Genomic DNA, 17,537 nt, shown 5'->3' with positions numbered 1-17,537 from the left:
TTCTTAGCAGTTTTTTGTACTATCATTCACAGGTCATGAACTTCGTATTTTACTAATGAATCAATATCGCATTTCGAACTGCAAATATGTTTTTCCTCAAAATAAAAAATCCCCTTGTACACAAGAGAATTTTTCATGTAATTCATTAATGTCCCACATGTCCAGCATGACCCGCTGCTCCAGCTGTAATTCCAGCTGTTCCCGCTGCAGTTCCAGCTCCTCCACCGTACCAAATTTGTTGTTGCCCTTGATGATTTTGTTGTCCTTGATGATGTTGCTGCCCTTGGTGGTGATGTTGTCCTTGATGATGTTGCTGCCCTTGATGGTGATGTTGCCCTTGGTGATGGTGTTGCCCTTGGTGATGGTGTTGCCCTTGATGATGGTGTTGTCCTTGATGATGGTGTTGACCTTGGTGTTGGCCTTGGTGATGGTGTTGACCTTGGTGAGTTTGATAAAGGACAGCCTGCGGGTGAATTTGGTGCTGGCCTTGGTGATGTACTTGTTGCTGATGATGACCTTGGTGTTGATGCTGGCCTTGGTGACCATGATGATGACTTTGATGAGTTTGATAAAGGACAGCCTGCGGATGAATTTGATGATGACCGTGGTGATGTATTTGTTGCTGATGATGGCCGTGATGCTGATGATGGCCGTGATGCTGATGATGACCGTGATGCTGGTGATGACCGTGATGGCCGTGATGCTCATGGTGCACATGATGACCGTGAACACCTTGTGGGAAACCACCAACTCCACCAGCTACAACACCGACGCCAGGTACAGGAAATCCTGTTTGTACGCCTCCCACGAAAGATGGAAATGTAGTTGGCATACCTACAGGTACTCCTCCTTGTGCTCCTCCCACGAAAGATGGAAATGTAGTTGGCATACCTACAGGCACTCCTCCTTGTGCTCCTCCTACTAATGTCGGAATTCCTGTTTGTGCTCCAGCTACTGATGTTGGAAATCCTCCTTGTGTTCCCCCCATCCAACTTGGGATTCCACCATACCCGTGTTGCCCATCTCCTCCCATGAACATCATTTGTCCATAACTATCCGATCCGCCCCCGAAGAAGCCATGTGGTGCATTATTGTCCATTCCTTTCATTCCTTTCATTCCTTTCACCTCTTCTTCTCAATTTAGCCTACCTTGTTTATCATATTTTCTATAGAAGAATAGGTGTTTGTCTATATGGGAATTCCGCACCTTTTTCTTCGCTCTTCATTCATAATAGGATTAATTGACTGATTATTTTTTCTTCATTTGAAAGGAGGCATTTCCATTGGAGAACGTAGCAAAGGCTTCAATCGACGATTTAGATTCAATCGTACATATAGATATCGATGTGATCGGAGATGCTAGTAGACGAAATTATATTAAACACGCTATTGATGAAGGAAAATGCATAATTGCAAAAGAGGACAATTCTATTTCCGGTTTTCTAACATACGATACAAATTTCTTTGGTTGTACTTTCCTCTCATTAATAATTGTTTCGCCAACGAAAAGAAGACAAGGTCATGCAAGTTCATTAATCTCATATATGTTAAATAATTCTCCTACTCAAAAAATATTTTCTTCAACGAACGAATCGAATACAAATATGCAAAAAGTTTTTAAAGCGAATGGATTTATGCGTAGTGGAATGATCGAAAACTTAGATGAAGGTGATCCAGAGATTATTTTTCACATACAAAAGCTCAGAGCATAAACGCTCTGAGCTTTTATTTAGCATTAATTAGTTTGCAACAACGTTAACAAGTTTTCCAGGAACGACAATTACTTTACGAACTGCTTTTCCTTCGATTTGTTCTTTAATTGCTTCAAGTGCAAGTTGTTCCATTTCTTCTTTTGATGCGTCTTTACTCATTGTTAATTTTGCGCGAACTTTTCCCATAATTTGAACAACGATTTCAACTTCATCTTCTACAAGTTTAGACTCATCAAATGTTGGCCAGCTTGCATATGTGATTGTTTCATTGTATCCAAGCTTGCTCCAAAGTTCTTCCCCGATATGAGGTGCAACTGGTGCAATCATTTTTACGAAACCTTCTACATATTCTTTCGGAAGTGTTTCAGCTTTGTATGCATCGTTGATGAATACCATCATTTGAGAAATCGCTGTGTTGAAGCGAAGCTCTGCATAGTCTTCTGTTACTTTCTTCACTGTTTGGTGGTAAGCTTTTTCAAGCTCTTTGTTTGGTGCATCAGTAATTTTCTCACTTAATTCACCGTTATCTTGAATGAATAGGCGCCATACGCGGTCTAGGAAACGACGAGCTCCGTCAAGACCATTTTCAGACCAAGCGATTGAAGCATCTAATGGTCCCATGAACATTTCGTATAGACGAAGTGTATCTGCACCGTGGCTTGCTACGATATCATCCGGGTTTACAACGTTACCTTTTGATTTACTCATTTTCTCGTTGTTTTCACCTAAGATCATACCTTGGTTGAATAATTGTTGGAACGGTTCTTTCGTTGGAACTACACCGATATCATATAATACTTTATGCCAGAAACGAGCATATAGTAAGTGAAGTACAGCGTGCTCTGCTCCGCCGATATAAATATCAACCGGAAGCCATTGTTTTACTTTTTCAGGATCTACAAGTGCTTCGCTGTTGTTTGGATCGATGTAGCGTAGGTAGTACCAGCAGCTACCAGCCCATTGTGGCATTGTATTTGTTTCACGACGACCTTTTTTACCAGTTTCAGGATCAACAACATTTACCCACTCTTCAATATTTGCAAGTGGTGACTCACCTGTACCTGAAGGACGGATGTTCTCTGTTTTCGGAAGAACTAATGGTAATTCCTCTTCTTTCACAGCTGTCATTGTACCATCTTCCCAATGGATTACTGGAATTGGCTCACCCCAGTAACGTTGACGGCTAAATAACCAGTCACGTAGACGGTACGTTACTTTTTGATTTCCTGCGCTTGTTACTTCAAGCCACTCAATCATTTTTACGATTGCTTCTTCTTTATTTAAACCATCAAGGAATGCTGAGTTTATGTGCGCACCATCGCCTGTATATGCTTCTTTTGAAATGTCTCCGCCTTTTACAACTTCCTTCATTGGAAGATTGAACGTTGATGCGAATTCATAGTCACGCTCATCATGAGCTGGAACTGCCATTACAGCACCTGTTCCGTAAGTTGCAAGAACATAGTCTGCGATCCAGATTGGTAATTTCTCACCATTTACTGGGTTAACTGCGTAAGCACCAGTGAATACACCAGTTTTCTCTTTCGCAAGTTCTGTACGCTCTAGGTCACTCTTCATTTTCACAGAATCAATGTAAGCTTCTACAGCTTCTTTTTGCTCTGCTGTTGTAATGTCAGCAACAAGTGCATGCTCTGGAGCAAGTACACAGTAGCTTGCACCAAATAGTGTATCAGGACGCGTTGTGAAAACTGTAAATTTCTCATCTGTACCATCGATGTTGAAGTGTACTTCTGCACCTTCAGAACGACCGATCCAGTTACGCTGCATATCTTTTAAGCTTTCTGGCCAGTCAAGCTCATCTAGATCTTCTAATAGACGATCTCCGTAAGCTGTAATTTTTAACATCCACTGTCTCATCGGACGACGCTCAACTGGATGTCCACCACGCTCACTCTTACCGTCAATTATTTCTTCATTCGCAAGTACTGTACCAAGTGCTGGGCACCAGTTTACAGGTACTTCATCAACGTAAGCTAAACCTTTTTCAAATAGTTTTAGGAAGATCCATTGTGTCCACTTGTAGTAGGTTGGATCTGTTGTATTTACTTCACGATCCCAATCGTAAGAGAAACCTAATGCTTTAATTTGATTACGGAACGTATTAATATTAAGCTCTGTAAATTCTGCCGGGCTATTTCCAGTATCAAGTGCATATTGCTCTGCTGGAAGACCGAATGCATCCCATCCCATTGGATGAAGAACGTTATACCCTTGCATACGCTTCATACGAGATAAAATATCTGTCGCTGTATATCCTTCTGGATGCCCTACGTGTAAGCCTGCACCTGATGGATATGGGAACATATCTAGTGCATAAAATTTTGGTTTTTCTGTCTCATCTGGCGTACGGAATGTTTTATTCTCTTCCCAATGACCTTGCCACTTCTTCTCAATTTTTTGATGATTAAAGCTCATGAGATATCCTCCTTGAAATTCGATTTATTTTCACCGCCCAAAATACAAAAAACCTCTCATCCCTAGAAAGGGACGAGAGGTTATAGATTCCCGCGGTACCACCCTAAATTAATGTAATATATACATTCGCTTAGATCCGTAACGTGGATTAACGGCAATTGCTACTAATGATTTCACAACTGCAACTCAAAGGCGAGTTCATAACGAAACGTGGATTGACTTGCACCGACCGTCAACTCTCTAAACCAGCTTCTATTACTACTACTCCTTCTCACTGTTATTACAAATATGAGTTAATGTGAACTACCCGCCACTTAGTATCTCTTAAGAGCTTACTTGAAGCGAGGGCTTCTCGGTTAATCGTTACTCTTGCTAACTAACGAATTCGTCTTAGGACAGCCGAGCTAACTCCCTTGTTCCAAAGGATATTTTATTACTATTTATTTAAATATATTCTAAAACATGTTGCATGTTCCGTCAAACTAAACTGCAATTTTTTCTTCAACTGTTTCTTCTACTTTTACTCGTCTATCATAAATACTCGTTGCTATAAGCGCTACTACAAGCATTACCATGATCGCTATAAACAATACTTCCATATTGTATAAGTCAACAATCGCTCCGCCAACGACCGGTCCGAACATTTTCCCTACAGTCGCTGCGCTATTTACAACACCTTGATAAAATCCTAGCTTATCTTTCGGCGCAAGTATATTTGCAATGGTTGGAATTGCCGGCCATACGAATAATTCACCAATTGTCAATGTCACCATCGCAACGAGGAACATCGTAAATTGCTGCGCTTGACTTAAAACAATAAACGACGCCGCAAAAATGATAATTCCAATCATAATTTGCTGTTTTAAAGAGCGCTTCATCCAGCGAATTAGCATACTAACAAGCGGCTGCGCACAAACAATCATCGCCCCGTTTATTGTCCATAGTAAACTATAATGACGAAGGCTAATATTTAACTCTTGCATATACGTCGCAATTGCCCCTTGCCACTGTACGTATGTAACCCAGCATAAAGCATATGCTACACATACGATAAGAAGTGCTTTAAATCCAGGTGTAAGTGACCAACCTTTTTTCGTTTCGGCTTCTTTTTGTACCTCTTGCTCTTTTTTTGCTTCCATACCACGAAATCCAATAAACGCAATTAAGAAGAAAATAAAGTATAAAATAAAGTTCGCTAAGAAAATATAATCAAAACGATAAGACGCAACTAATCCACCGCACGCTGTTCCAATAGCAATACCAACATTTTGTCCAACATACATTGCATTGAACGCTCGTCTCCCGCCTTCTGGCCAAACCGTACCAACCATCGCATACATCGATGGAAACACCATTCCAGAACCGAATCCGATTAATGCTAGCCACACAACATATAACGGCCAACCATGGAAAAATACAAGACCTAAAATCGATACAAGTGTAATGACAATCCCTACTAAAATTGATTTATAACCGCCCCATTTATCAAATAAAACACCGCCGAGCAAGTTTCCGATTACACCAGTAAGCGAGTTGATCATTAATACCATTCCGGCTACTGATAAAGATTTCCCTAAACTATCATGTAAGTAAATTGTATTAAAAGGCCATAAAAAAGAAGCACCCGTGACATTAATAATCATCCCAGCTACTAATAGCCATACTTTCCTTGGCATAGTCTCCCCTCCTATTCTCTTTTTTTCGTTCATATATATAACAGTAAAATTGTAGTCGTTTTTAAATAGGAAGGCAACTGATTAATAGTTGATGAAATTCAGATAATAGCACAAAGACGATTAGAATGTATTCTAATCGTCTTTGTAAAATATTAATCTATAAACAATGGAATCGTTCCCTCGCGAAAGGTTATCCAACTTCCTTTTTACGTTTTGCACTTTCTTTAGCACTCCATTTAAATATTTTGTCTAGTAGAGAGTATATTCTCCCAGACTCCTTCGTTAATAATGGCCCTAACGACGCCAATATTAAAACATATAAGGCTGAGAATGGTTTAATCGTTGCCATTAAGCCACCCGCTATCCCGAGATTCGCGACAATAATGGAGAATTCCCCGCGTGATATAAGTGTTAAACCAATATTCGTAGAAGCCTTATGCGATAACCCGGCTTTACGCCCTGCAATCATTCCAGCTGTAAAATTACCGATAAGAGTAATGAAAACTGCTCCTAATGCCAACCATACTGCTCCTCCAAGCGAAAACGGATCTATACTTAAACCGAAGCTGAAGAAAAATATAGCTCCAAAGAAATCACGAAACGGGACGACGAGATGCTCGATTCGATCACTATGCTCTGTTTCTGAAAAGACGAGTCCTAATAATAATGCTCCAATCGCCTCAGCAACATGAATTGTTTCTGAAAATCCTGCTACAAAGAATAAAATAGCGAATATTACGATAATAAAAATTTCGTTTGAAGAAATATCTAATACTTTATTTAGGAACGGCGTAGCTTTTCTAGCGATTACAAAAAATAGTAACATATATCCTACTGCGATTAACACGGATGTAAGAGCACCTACAAATGACGTTGCACCTCCGAGTACTAATCCTGAAACGACTGATAAATATACAGCTAAAAAGATGTCATCAAACATAATGATTCCTAAAATTAGTTCTGTCTCTTTATTACCAGTTCTTCTTAAATCAACGATTACTTTCGCTACAATTGCACTCGATGAGATTGTAATGATTCCCGCAATAATTAATGTTTCGAGTAAGGGGAAGCCCATTATATATCCATAAAGTAAACCTAATATGAAATTAAGCGATATATGAACACTACCCCCAAAAGCAATCGACTTTCCTGATTTAATTAATTTTTTTATTGAGAATTCTAAGCCTAAGTAGAATAGGAGGAATATGACGCCAACACGGCCGAGGAAGGAAATAACTTCTCCGCTTTCAATAAACCTTAAATCGATAAGTCCTAAATCTGGGGCATGAGGCCCCACTAGCATACCGAGTATAATGAGAAACGGAATAATCGAAAACTTTAACTTTGCAGCGAGGATAGCTGCAAAAGCTACTAATACTAACGCAGTTCCAACTTCAAAAATTAAAGTATCCATCGATTACGAGTCACCTCCTGCTGAAAGTAACTCATTAATAATTTTTTTCACTTCATGTCTTTCGCCCGATAATACGAGCATATCGCCAGCTTCAATGATAGAATCTGGGCCTGGATTAAAGAATTTCTTCATATTCTTTTTCAAAATAGCAATGATTGTTACGTTATATGTTTTTCGAACGTGTAAGCTACCAATTGTTTTTTGTACCACTGGTGCGTTATTTTCTACTTTAAACCATTCAATTGATAATCCTTCAAAAGCCATCTCAATCGTGTCTAAAGCTTGTGGTCTATATACCATCCCGCCTAATATAGCCGCAATTTGTCTCGCCTCAGAATCGCGAAGAGAAATGCTTGAAATACTCTCATCATGATCCACATCGAAATGATACATTTCCCTTCGTCCATCATCGTGAATAACAATAACCATTTTTTCATTACCCTTTGTTATCACTTCAAATTTACATCCAATGCCCGGTAGTTCACTCTCTCTAATATTCATATTCCCGCCTCCTAAAATTTTTTAGTTACGGCTCTTCCCTTTTACAAATCTACATCAATCTCTGTTTTAAACTTTTCATCTTTTGATATCCCTAAATACTTTAACGTTTCTGACGGAGTCGCGTGATGAAAATGTTTTTGCAACAGTGCGATTGCTATGCCTCTTTTATATGCATGAAATCCAAATGTTTTTCTCATTGAGTTCGTTCCAATCTTACCAAGTATTCCGACCGCTTCAGCTGCACTATGGATAACACGATACGCTTGTTGGCGTGAGATTGAATTTGTTGTTTTATTAGATTGAAATACGTAGTTTTCTCTTTGAATATCAAAAGATTGTACGTACGCTAAAAGCGCCTCTTTTACTTTTGTATTTAAATAAATATCTTGTTTAAACTTTTCATCTTTCACAGGAAGAGAATAAAACTCTTTAACAGTTCCATCTTCATTTAATACATCTTCAAATTTAATACTCAGTAGTTCTGTAATTTTTAATCCAGTGTTAATCCCAATAACAAATAAAAGATAATCTCGCTGCGAGTGTTCTTTTAAATATTCTTTCATAGCCTGAATGTGCTCTATATTCTTTAATGCCTCTACAACTTCCATACATGTATTCTCCTCATCTTATGAACGGTAATTTTCTCATTATGTTGTCCATTTTACCTTATCATGCTATGAGATTTCCATGTATTATCCATTACCTTTTAATTTTTTTTACACTATACAATTGGAGCGATATACTTTAATACACCTAAAAATTCTGGATATTTATGATTTGGAAACTTACTATTGTAAAAATACGTTGCGGTTAGAAAAATAACGAGGGATAAAGATGAAAATAGTAAAACTTCTTTTGACCTTAGCGCTATGCCTATAACTTCAAATAAAGACCCATCTTCTTTCTGCAAGTTGGATTCCTCCTTTCTTTTCCGCTACTTTATACATTTAGTTTATGTTACTTAATTATATTGTATACTATAATTAAGTAACATATCAATGATTTTGTTATTTTTTCTGAAAATAACAAAAAATACCGAGCACCCTCTGCTCGGTATTTTTCGTTATTAATCTTCTTTCGGAAGAACAATTCCTTTATACAATTGAACTGTAATGAAGTAGTAAATCGCATAAATGACTACGAAAATTACAATTGGTATCCAAATACGGAAGTACGGATCAACTAAAATAAATCCGAAAATATTCATACCAACTAATACGTGGGCGATACCCACAATTGCCGGGAATAAGAATACTAAGAATAACTCTTTATAAATTGATTTTGTTAATAATTCACGGCGCACACCGATTTTACGAAGCATTTGATAGCGTGTAATATCTTTTGATGCACCAGAAAGAATTTTAAACATTAAGCAACTTGCCATCATCGCCAAGAAAGCAATTCCAAGGAAGAAGCCCATAAATACTGTTCCACTCGCAACACCATAGAACATATCGTAAGATTGATATTTGCTGTTCATTCTTTCAGCTGTTACATTTTTATATTTATCTAGCTGCAACTCGTCAAGTTTTTTCCATTCTTTTGTATATGTTAAAAAGTCATCTGTTTTTCCGATAAATGCTATACCTTCTTTACCATTTATCCCATCGTACGTTTTTTGATCTACAATCTTAATTGCATGATCTTCGTATATATAATATGGATGGATTGTACTAAAAGCATCTACCCATTCTTCTGAAAGTTCTTTAGCGTTCGCATCTTTTTCATTCATTTCTCTAGAAACTGCACCTACTGGTAGTTCCTCTGAAACTTTTTTCGTATTTACTAAATCCTTCATCGATTCCATATTTGCCATATCTTTTACTAAAGGACGATTGTTCTCTAAATCTTCTTTTACATAATAAACGTATTTATCATCAACTTTGTAACGATATTCATTTTTCTCTTTAAATGTAATACCATCTAAAATTTTCTTTTCTTCAGCTGTAGGGTTATGAACAACTGAATCATATATTACTAAACCATCTACCATTTTTATAACGTTATTTTTAAACGCCATACCACCTGAAATTGCACCAGCTCCAAGAGCAACTAACATCGCTACTGTCGCAAGAACCTTTGTTAAACTATTAATACGGAAATTTAATTGTGCAAAAGTAAAAGCGTTAAGCCCTTTTTCACTACGTTTTTTATTACTCTTTAACTTTTTAATAATGACCGGGAGAAGTGATCCAAATAGCATGTAAGTACCGGCTGTTGTTGTAATTAATGCAATTAGGATTCCCATTTCTCTTAGTTTTTCCATATAAATCATTGATGCATAGCCAATTCCTAATAAAATAACCGCAAGGAATGCAACTAAACCTGTCATTTTTCCTTTTACTGCAACACGTTCTGTTTGTGCATCTGCATGTACAAGTTGTAATACAGAAATACGAGATAATTTAATACTATTCATAATTGCCGATAATACAAATAGTGCAAAGAAGAATATGCAAGTAACAGTCATAGATGGTAGATAAAATGCTTTATAGCCTTCGCCAGCAAATTCCAATTGTTTCATTAATAACTGACCGATACCTTCTGCAAGTCCTACACCAACTGTAAGTCCAATCGCAAGAGACGCAGCACCTAATACAATCGTTTCAATAAACATAAGTAATGTAACTTTATGCTTTTTTGCTCCTAACATCATATACATACCAAACTCTTTTTGACGAAGAGATAATAAGAAAGAGTTCGCATATAAAATGTAGAAGAACGTTATAATTGCTAATAGAAATGAACCTGCTTGGAATACGAAGCCAATAGACTTAATGACAGAATTGGATTCAATAAACGCTTTATTCAGTGCTAACGTTTGAAACATATAAAAAATTGAAATAGACATAACAAGACCGACAAGTAAGACGATATAATCCTTTAGCTTACTTTTCAGCCCTGACATGGAAAGTTTAAATAACATGCCCTAGACCTCCTTTCTTACGCTTTTTGTGTGCCTAAGTCTGCAAGCACATCTAAAATTTCTTTATAAAACTCTTCACGCGTACCACCGCGGTGAATTTCTTTATATAGCTCACCATCTTGAATGAATAAAATACGCTGACAGTAACTTGCACTATATGGATCGTGAGTAACCATCATAATAGATACACCTTGTTCTTCATTTAAGTTTGTCATCGCATCAAGTAAACTTGCTGCATTTTTAGAATCAAGAGCTCCTGTTGGCTCGTCCCCTAAAATAATTGCAGGCTCATGCACTAAAGCGCGCGCTGCTGCTGAACGCTGTTTCTGTCCACCAGATACTTCAGATGGATACTTTTGAAGTATTGCTGAAATCCCTAACATATCTGCTACTTTTTCTACTTTCGGTCCAATATTACGTGATGAAACACCTTGAAGTGAAAGTGGAAGTGCAATGTTTTCATAAATAGATAAGTTCTCTAATAAGTTAAAATCTTGGAAGATGAACCCCAATTTTTGTGAACGGAAATCAGAAAGCTCACCTTGTTTCATTTTCGTAATGTCCGTACCTGCTATTTCCACAACGCCGCCCGTTGCTTTATCTAGTGTTGAAATTACATTTAATAATGTCGTTTTACCAGAACCAGAAGGTCCCATAATCCCAACAAATTCACCCTCTTGAATTGAGAATGAAACACCTTTTAATGCGTGTGATTGGTTCTCACCTTTTTTACCGTACACTTTTTGAACGTTTTTCACGTCTACAACTGGTTTCGTCATATATATCCTCCTACGCTTGTTTTTCCATTACCTATTCTGCGCCTTTTGGAGGGGAACTGCTATTTGTTAACATTACATTTACCTTACACTTTTGTAATAAAATAAAACCAGGTCATATTGCGACCTGGTTACTCTGATTGCTTTGATCTTTGAGGTTGTCCTTTTTTACTATTACGCTGTTTCACTTGAACAACAGGATCAAGCTCATTTGAAAACTCAGCGTTGTGTCCATTTTGCGTTTTTTGCTCTGGATTATTTTGATCTGAACGTTTCGCCATTACATTCACTCCTTATTAGTGCGGTGTAATAATCATTTGATGTTGCAATTGGCGAATTGCCATACGTGCTCTATTTAACTGCTCACGTTGCTCATCATTCGCATGTTGCTGCATCGTTTGTAAGTCGTTATATGCTTGTTCTAATTGCAACTGCGCATCTGAATACTCCATCGTATTGTAATGCTCTTGTCTCATGCCTTGGTCTAATTGTTCTTTCGCATATTCCACCGCTTCTTCCGCTTGTGTAATATACGATTCAAGTGATTGACGCTCTGCCATACTTGTCCCTCCTTGCTTCAATTCTCCTTTAGTGTGTCCCTTCCATATGAACCTTATGAGTATGTTATAATGGATTTTGTTTCATTTTGACTCGTCTTAGGAGGGAAAATAATGAAGGTTCAAAACCCTTTTCCATATACAAATGACAATAAACGTTATCATACATGGAATTACCACTTACGAAATGAATTTGGTGAAAAAATCTTTAAAGTTTCATTAGACGCCGGCTTTGATTGCCCAAACCGTGACGGCACAGTCGCTTACGGAGGCTGCACATTTTGTAGTGCCGCTGGATCTGGTGACTTTGCAGGTGATCGCCGCGATGATGTAATAACGCAATATCATGAAATGAAAGAAAAAATGCACGCAAAGTGGAAAGACGGAAAATGTATCGCTTATTTCCAGGCCTATACAAATACACATGCTCCACTTGAAGTGTTAAAAGAAAAATTCGAACCGCTTCTAACAGAAAAAGACGTTGTCGGTCTTTCTATTGCGACTCGTCCAGATTGCTTACCGGATGATGTTGTTGAATATTTAGCGGACTTAAATAAACGCACGTATCTTTGGGTTGAACTCGGACTTCAAACTGTTCATGAACGAACTGCAAATCTTATTAATCGTGCTCACGATTATCCATCTTATGTGGAAGGCGTAAATAAATTACGTAAGCACGGTATTAGAGTTTGCTCGCATATTATTAACGGTCTTCCCCTTGAAGATTACGACATGATGATGGAAACAACTCGTGAAGTTGCAAAGCTTGACATACAAGGAATTAAAATTCATTTACTTCATTTGTTAAAAGGAACGCCAATGGTGAAGCAATATGAAAAAGGACAACTAGAATTCTTATCTCTTGAAGATTACGTAAGTCTCGTTGTCGACCAACTTGAAATTATTCCAGAAGACGTAATTGTGCACCGCATCACAGGTGACGGTCCACCTGATTTAATGATCGGCCCAATGTGGAGCTTAAATAAATGGGAAGTATTAAATTCCATCGATGCAGAATTTGTACGCCGCGGAAGCTGGCAAGGAAAATATGCAAATGAGGAGAAACAAAAATGAAATTAGAACGTGTATTACCGTTTGCTCGCATGCTACTGCAAACGGCTGTTAAAGAAGGCGATTACGCAGTAGATGCAACACTTGGCAATGGACATGACACTTGCTTCCTAGCTGAAATCGTTGGAGATAACGGAAAAGTATTTGGATTCGATATTCAAAAAGAAGCGATCGAAAGCTCTACTATCCGACTAAAAGAAAAAGAACTTTTCGAACGTACTGTTTTAGTTCACGATAGTCACGACACACTTGTATCCGTATTACCAGAAGATGCAAAAGGAAAAGTAACAGGCGCAATCTTCAACTTAGGTTACCTTCCTGGCGGTGACAAACATATCGTCACAAAACCGAACTCAACAATCTCGGCGATTGAACAATTGCTAGAACTAATGGCACCTGAAGGTATCATCGTCCTTGTCATTTACCACGGACATCCAGAAGGACAAGTAGAACGTGACGCTGTTCTCAAATTTGCAGAAGAACTAGACCAAAAGCAAGCTCACGTTTTGCAATACGGCTTCATTAACCAGCAAAATAACCCGCCATTTATTGTGGCGATTGAGAAACGATAATATATCAACGATTTTGCCGATATATCGATTCTTCGACAAAACATAACAAAAAAAGACGTGCACTCACTGCACGTCTTTTTCTTATTCTCCTATATAATGGATGTATACACTATTTGAAGAAAGAAGGATAGAACTTTGCTAGTAAAACTAAGAGGAATTCAAAAGAAGTACGGCAAATCACTCATACTAGACAACATCGATTTATCCATTCCAGAAGGAGAAGCACTCGCTATTATTGGCGGTAATGGAACTGGAAAAAGCACTTTGCTCAAAATAATTGCAGGTTTTATTTCACCTACGGCAGGGACACTTCAAAGAAAAGAACATATACAAATCGGTTATGTACCTGAGCATTTTCCTGAAGGGATTCGTTTTACATTAGAGGATTATTTATATCATCTCGGCCACATTCATGGTTTATCAACAAAATACTTAAGAAATAAAATTCCGGTGCTCCTTGAATCTTTTCACTTACATCACGCAAGGCATTCCGTTGTACGAAACTTTTCAAAAGGTATGAAACAAAAAACAGGTATTATGCAAGCATTACTTACGGACGTCCATTTATTAATTTTAGATGAACCACTTTCTGGGCTCGACCCTAACTCTCAGCAAGAACTAGAGCATATTTTACTTTCATTAAAACAACAAGGTATATCTGTACTCTTCACATGTCACGAAAAACAACTACTAGAACACTTCGCCGATAGAATTGTGACGTTAGCTAATCATACAATTGCGGAAGATACCTCTGTGCAAAAATCAACAGAACAGGTCTATATTGAGGCAATCGTTCACGAAACATTTTCAGCAATAGAACTACAACAACAATCCGGATTTATACATGTTACACACAATTCAAATCAAAACCTCATTCAATTACAAATCGAAAAAGATTATACAAACGACATACTTCAGTTTTTATTACATAAAAAGGCATCCATCACACTGCTACAACCTAATTTTTAAATCGAAAGAAGGTTTATTATGTTTGCGCTTATTCGTTACCATTTTCTCGATTACACAAAATCGTATAAGTACATTCCTCCTATTGCGATGTACTGTATAAGCTTGCTTTTTGTATATACATATAAACCGACTCCTATTGTACCGACATATTTAGAAACCGCACTCGCACTTTATTTATTATCTGCCTGGATTACAATCACAATTTTTCATACTGAAGACCCTGTACAAGAACAAATCACTATTTCACACACAAATAATATTTCGGCATTATACGTTGGTAAATATATTACGGCTCTTCTCATTTGTACTGTGTTATCTTTTATATCCATAATCTATCCAATTATTTTGCAAATGTTTAATGAAAAAATGACAGCTTCTTTATTTCTAGTCGGATTTCTCGCTCACATGTCTTTCTCTATACTAGGAATTTCAATCGCAACATTATTTACTAGAAATATTATTCAAAAAGCAAGCACCGCTTGGCTTAGTCTTACATTTATATTACTTATGACGATTGCTTCAATCCGTTTTAAAACAGAGCTACTATGGTTTTTACCACCTGTCGAAAGCTTTTTAATGCTTGGGCAATACAAATATAATATACTTACTCACACCCTATGGCTCACAGCTTGGGCTATCGTATATTCATTTTTATTACTTACTTTATTTCTTTTTCTCATTCGCAAAAAACGTTTTTAATTACATATTAAAGGGGACGAAACAATGATCGGAATACTAGCAGGAATGGGACCAAAATCAACTGGACCATTCGTCGATACAGTTGTAGCACAATGCCAAACAATATACGGAGCAAAGCATGATATGGACTTTCCTCATATGATGATTTATTCTTGTCCAACACCATTTTACATAGATCGGCCTATTGATCATATAGCGATGAAAAAGGCGATTATTGAAGGTGCACAAAAACTTGAAAGTACTGGTGTAGATTTCATCGCAATGCCATGTAATACGGCGCATCTTTATTTCGAGGAATTAAAGCGTTCTATTACCATTCCTATTTTGAATATAGTCGATGAGACGTTAAAAGCAATTCCTGAAAATACAAAAAGAGTCGCTCTTCTCGCAACAGAAGCGACTGTTCAAGCAGGTATTTACCAAGACGGGATTATAAAACGTAATATAGAGTACATTCATAATGAACAATGGCAAGAAATGATTAATCAAATTATTACTTGTATTAAAGGCGGAGAAATTGAGGAAGCTCGCAAATTATGGAGTGTGCTCGTTTTACAGTTAAAAGACGAAGTAGATACCGCTATTATCGCATGTACCGATTTGAATGTGGTGGTGAGTGAGGACTTTGTTGATTCCGCTCAATGTCTTGCGAAAGCAGTTGTTAGGATGTATGCATCAAATATAAAAAGGTCTTCATAAACATAGAACACATCCCTTTTGAAATGTGTTTTGTGTTTGATAAAAATCCCCAAAACTTTTAACATTTTTCACAATTCTTTCAAAATATCCACACTTAATCTCGCTATATTAAATAAGTAGTTTATTCATATAGGGAAGGTTAGGGGAACTGAAGTATGAAACAAAATCGTTCACTTCATTACATTTTTTGGCGTTGGCATTTTTATGCTGGACTTTTTATTACGCCGCTTCTTATTACTTTGTCACTGAGCGGAATTGGGTATTTATTTCGGGAAGAAGTTGAAGATTTCATCTATAAAGATTTATATTTTGGGAAGAGCGCCCAAACAGAATCTATTTCGATGTCTGATTCTATTTCATTAACAGAGAAAAAATATCCACATTATAGTGTGGCGAAAATTAGTGAGTTTAATGGGGATTATAATACGAGACTTACAATCGCAAATGAATATACAGGAACGCAAAAATACGTTTATTTAGATAGCAATAATCAAATTGTCGGAGATCAAAACGCAAGTGAAACGTTTGCCAATATAATGCGGGAACTACATAGTTCTCTTTTAGTTGGTGGCACTGTCGTCAATTATATTGTAGAACTTGCGGCGTGCTGGACAATCTTTTTGATTATAACTGGGTTGTATATGAGTATACGCCAATTCAAAAACACCCCATCATCCAATAAGCGAGAAAAAGCAAAACGATGTCATTCTATTATCGGTATTATATTTACAATTCCTCTCGTTCTGTTAATCGCAACTGGATTGCCGTGGTCTGGATTTATGGGTAACCAAATTTATAAAATTGCATCGTCGAATGAAGCGCTCGGATATCCAAAATTGTATATGGCACCTCCTGAATCAAAGGTAAAAGAGTTGCCATGGGCAACAAGAAAAGAAGCTCCTCCTGAATCTAACTCAAGTGAGCCAAAAATAATTTCAATTGATGAGTTACAACAAGGGATTGAAATAAAGAAGCCATATGTTATCTCACTACCGACTGATCCGAAAGGTGTATTCACTGTTTCGAAATCAAGTGGTTCTGGTATTACGGGCATGCACGTGGCACCAAATGAAGAGATAACAGCTTACTTTGATCAATATAGCGGAAAACTTATTTCAAAAACGGACTATCGTGATTATGGATTATTTGCACGATGGTTCACTTACGGTATCCCGCTTCACGAAGGACATTTATTCGGATGGCCAAATAAAATATTATGCTTACTAACGACATTATCTTTATTACTTCTCATTTATTACGGAATAAAAATGTGGTTAGCAAGAAAACCGAAAGGCAAATTAGCAGCACCACCAAAACAAAAAGATAAGAAAAGCATATTCGTTTTCTTTATCATGATGGTTATACTAGGCACTGTAATGCCTTTATTCGGAATATCTGTTTTAGTTATTTTCGCAATTGAACTTCTCATATACGTATTTTCAAAAATACGATCATAATAAAGTGAAACTTTAATCAGTGGGGGTTTTGTCCATCTCCCACTGATTATTAGTTGAACCAATCGGGCTTTT

Annotated in this window: 18 protein-coding genes and 1 other annotated feature; of the genes, 7 read left to right on the top strand and 11 right to left on the bottom strand. The window is 37.2% G+C overall.

Translation table 11 applies throughout. From position 1 onward, the window contains the following. Window positions 1-145: 145 nt before the first annotated feature. Window positions 146-1,108 carry a VrrB protein gene (locus tag JTF23_RS12155; RefSeq protein ID WP_204208873.1) on the bottom strand — a complete coding sequence of 321 codons (963 nt, stop codon included), beginning with the start codon at window positions 1,106-1,108 and terminating at the stop codon, window positions 146-148. A 175-nt stretch (window positions 1,109-1,283) separates the two neighbouring features. On the opposite strand from JTF23_RS12155, the gene JTF23_RS12150 reads away from it, so the two are divergent. Further along, window positions 1,284-1,712: a GNAT family N-acetyltransferase gene (locus tag JTF23_RS12150; RefSeq protein WP_204208851.1), complete on the top strand. Its 429-nt coding sequence runs from the start codon at window positions 1,284-1,286 to the stop codon at window positions 1,710-1,712. A 27-nt stretch (window positions 1,713-1,739) separates the two neighbouring features. Here JTF23_RS12150 and leuS read toward each other — a convergent pair whose 3' ends face one another. From leuS to JTF23_RS12100, 10 genes are all read right to left on the bottom strand, one after another. Beyond that, entirely contained in the window at window positions 1,740-4,148 is a 2,409-nt protein-coding gene (gene leuS / locus JTF23_RS12145; protein ID WP_016106405.1) for a leucine--tRNA ligase, read from the bottom strand. A gap of 65 nt (window positions 4,149-4,213) precedes the next feature. After that, window positions 4,214-4,432 (bottom strand) — a binding site (T-box leader). Window positions 4,433-4,630: 198 nt separating this feature from the next. After that, window positions 4,631-5,824 carry an MDR family MFS transporter gene (locus tag JTF23_RS12140; protein WP_016106406.1) on the bottom strand — a complete coding sequence of 398 codons (1,194 nt, stop codon included), beginning with the start codon at window positions 5,822-5,824 and terminating at the stop codon, window positions 4,631-4,633. 190 nt (window positions 5,825-6,014) lie between these two features. Then, window positions 6,015-7,238 carry a cation:proton antiporter gene (locus JTF23_RS12135; RefSeq protein WP_016106407.1) on the bottom strand — a complete coding sequence of 408 codons (1,224 nt, stop codon included), beginning with the start codon at window positions 7,236-7,238 and terminating at the stop codon, window positions 6,015-6,017. A gap of 3 nt (window positions 7,239-7,241) precedes the next feature. Next, the gene (locus tag JTF23_RS12130) at window positions 7,242-7,739 is read right to left on the bottom strand and encodes a cation:proton antiporter regulatory subunit (protein ID WP_016106408.1); all 498 of its coding nucleotides are present in this window, start codon (window positions 7,737-7,739) and stop codon (window positions 7,242-7,244) included. A gap of 41 nt (window positions 7,740-7,780) precedes the next feature. Beyond that, window positions 7,781-8,347, bottom strand: a complete 567-nt coding sequence (locus JTF23_RS12125; protein WP_002160158.1) for a tyrosine-type recombinase/integrase — start codon at window positions 8,345-8,347, stop codon at window positions 7,781-7,783. 113 nt (window positions 8,348-8,460) lie between these two features. Further along, on the bottom strand, window positions 8,461-8,649 hold the full coding sequence (locus JTF23_RS12120; RefSeq protein WP_002123196.1) for a hypothetical protein: 189 nt from the start codon (window positions 8,647-8,649) through the stop codon (window positions 8,461-8,463). Between the two features lie 156 nt (window positions 8,650-8,805). After that, window positions 8,806-10,665 carry an FtsX-like permease family protein gene (locus JTF23_RS12115; RefSeq protein WP_204208850.1) on the bottom strand — a complete coding sequence of 620 codons (1,860 nt, stop codon included), beginning with the start codon at window positions 10,663-10,665 and terminating at the stop codon, window positions 8,806-8,808. 17 nt (window positions 10,666-10,682) lie between these two features. Further along, window positions 10,683-11,444, bottom strand: coding sequence for an ABC transporter ATP-binding protein (locus tag JTF23_RS12110; protein ID WP_016106411.1), 762 nt, complete (start codon window positions 11,442-11,444; stop codon window positions 10,683-10,685). A gap of 128 nt (window positions 11,445-11,572) precedes the next feature. Next, a complete protein-coding gene (locus tag JTF23_RS12105) occupies window positions 11,573-11,722 on the bottom strand; it encodes a hypothetical protein (protein WP_001129345.1) in 150 nt (49 codons plus the stop codon). 15 nt (window positions 11,723-11,737) lie between these two features. Next, on the bottom strand, window positions 11,738-12,001 hold the full coding sequence (locus JTF23_RS12100) for a YtzC family protein (RefSeq protein ID WP_002112394.1): 264 nt from the start codon (window positions 11,999-12,001) through the stop codon (window positions 11,738-11,740). A 111-nt stretch (window positions 12,002-12,112) separates the two neighbouring features. Here JTF23_RS12100 and mnmL point away from each other — a divergent pair, with 111 nt between their 5' ends. From mnmL to JTF23_RS12070, 6 genes are all read left to right on the top strand, one after another. Further along, window positions 12,113-13,072, top strand: a complete 960-nt coding sequence (mnmL, locus tag JTF23_RS12095) for a tRNA modification radical SAM protein MnmL/YtqA (RefSeq protein WP_016106412.1) — start codon at window positions 12,113-12,115, stop codon at window positions 13,070-13,072. After that, the gene (gene mnmM, locus JTF23_RS12090) at window positions 13,069-13,641 is read left to right on the top strand and encodes a tRNA 5-(aminomethyl)-2-thiouridylate-methyltransferase MnmM (protein ID WP_016106413.1); all 573 of its coding nucleotides are present in this window, start codon (window positions 13,069-13,071) and stop codon (window positions 13,639-13,641) included. Before mnmL ends, mnmM begins: the two co-directional genes overlap by 4 nt. Before the next feature lie 135 nt (window positions 13,642-13,776). After that, window positions 13,777-14,610, top strand: coding sequence for an ABC transporter ATP-binding protein (locus JTF23_RS12085; protein ID WP_204208849.1), 834 nt, complete (start codon window positions 13,777-13,779; stop codon window positions 14,608-14,610). 18 nt (window positions 14,611-14,628) lie between these two features. After that, a complete protein-coding gene (locus JTF23_RS12080; RefSeq protein ID WP_002160153.1) occupies window positions 14,629-15,309 on the top strand; it encodes a hypothetical protein in 681 nt (226 codons plus the stop codon). A 24-nt stretch (window positions 15,310-15,333) separates the two neighbouring features. Continuing rightward, window positions 15,334-16,008, top strand: a complete 675-nt coding sequence (locus JTF23_RS12075; protein ID WP_016106416.1) for an aspartate/glutamate racemase family protein — start codon at window positions 15,334-15,336, stop codon at window positions 16,006-16,008. Window positions 16,009-16,163: 155 nt separating this feature from the next. Further along, window positions 16,164-17,465, top strand: coding sequence for a PepSY-associated TM helix domain-containing protein (locus JTF23_RS12070; protein WP_204208848.1), 1,302 nt, complete (start codon window positions 16,164-16,166; stop codon window positions 17,463-17,465). Window positions 17,466-17,537 lie beyond the last annotated feature (72 nt).

The sequence above is a fragment of the Bacillus sp. RIT 809 genome, from assembly GCF_016892495.1.
GTDB lineage: Bacteria > Bacillota > Bacilli > Bacillales > Bacillaceae_G > Bacillus_A > Bacillus_A cereus_U.
Note: the sequence above shows the minus strand (reverse complement) of the source record. Positions and strands in the feature narration are given on the sequence as shown.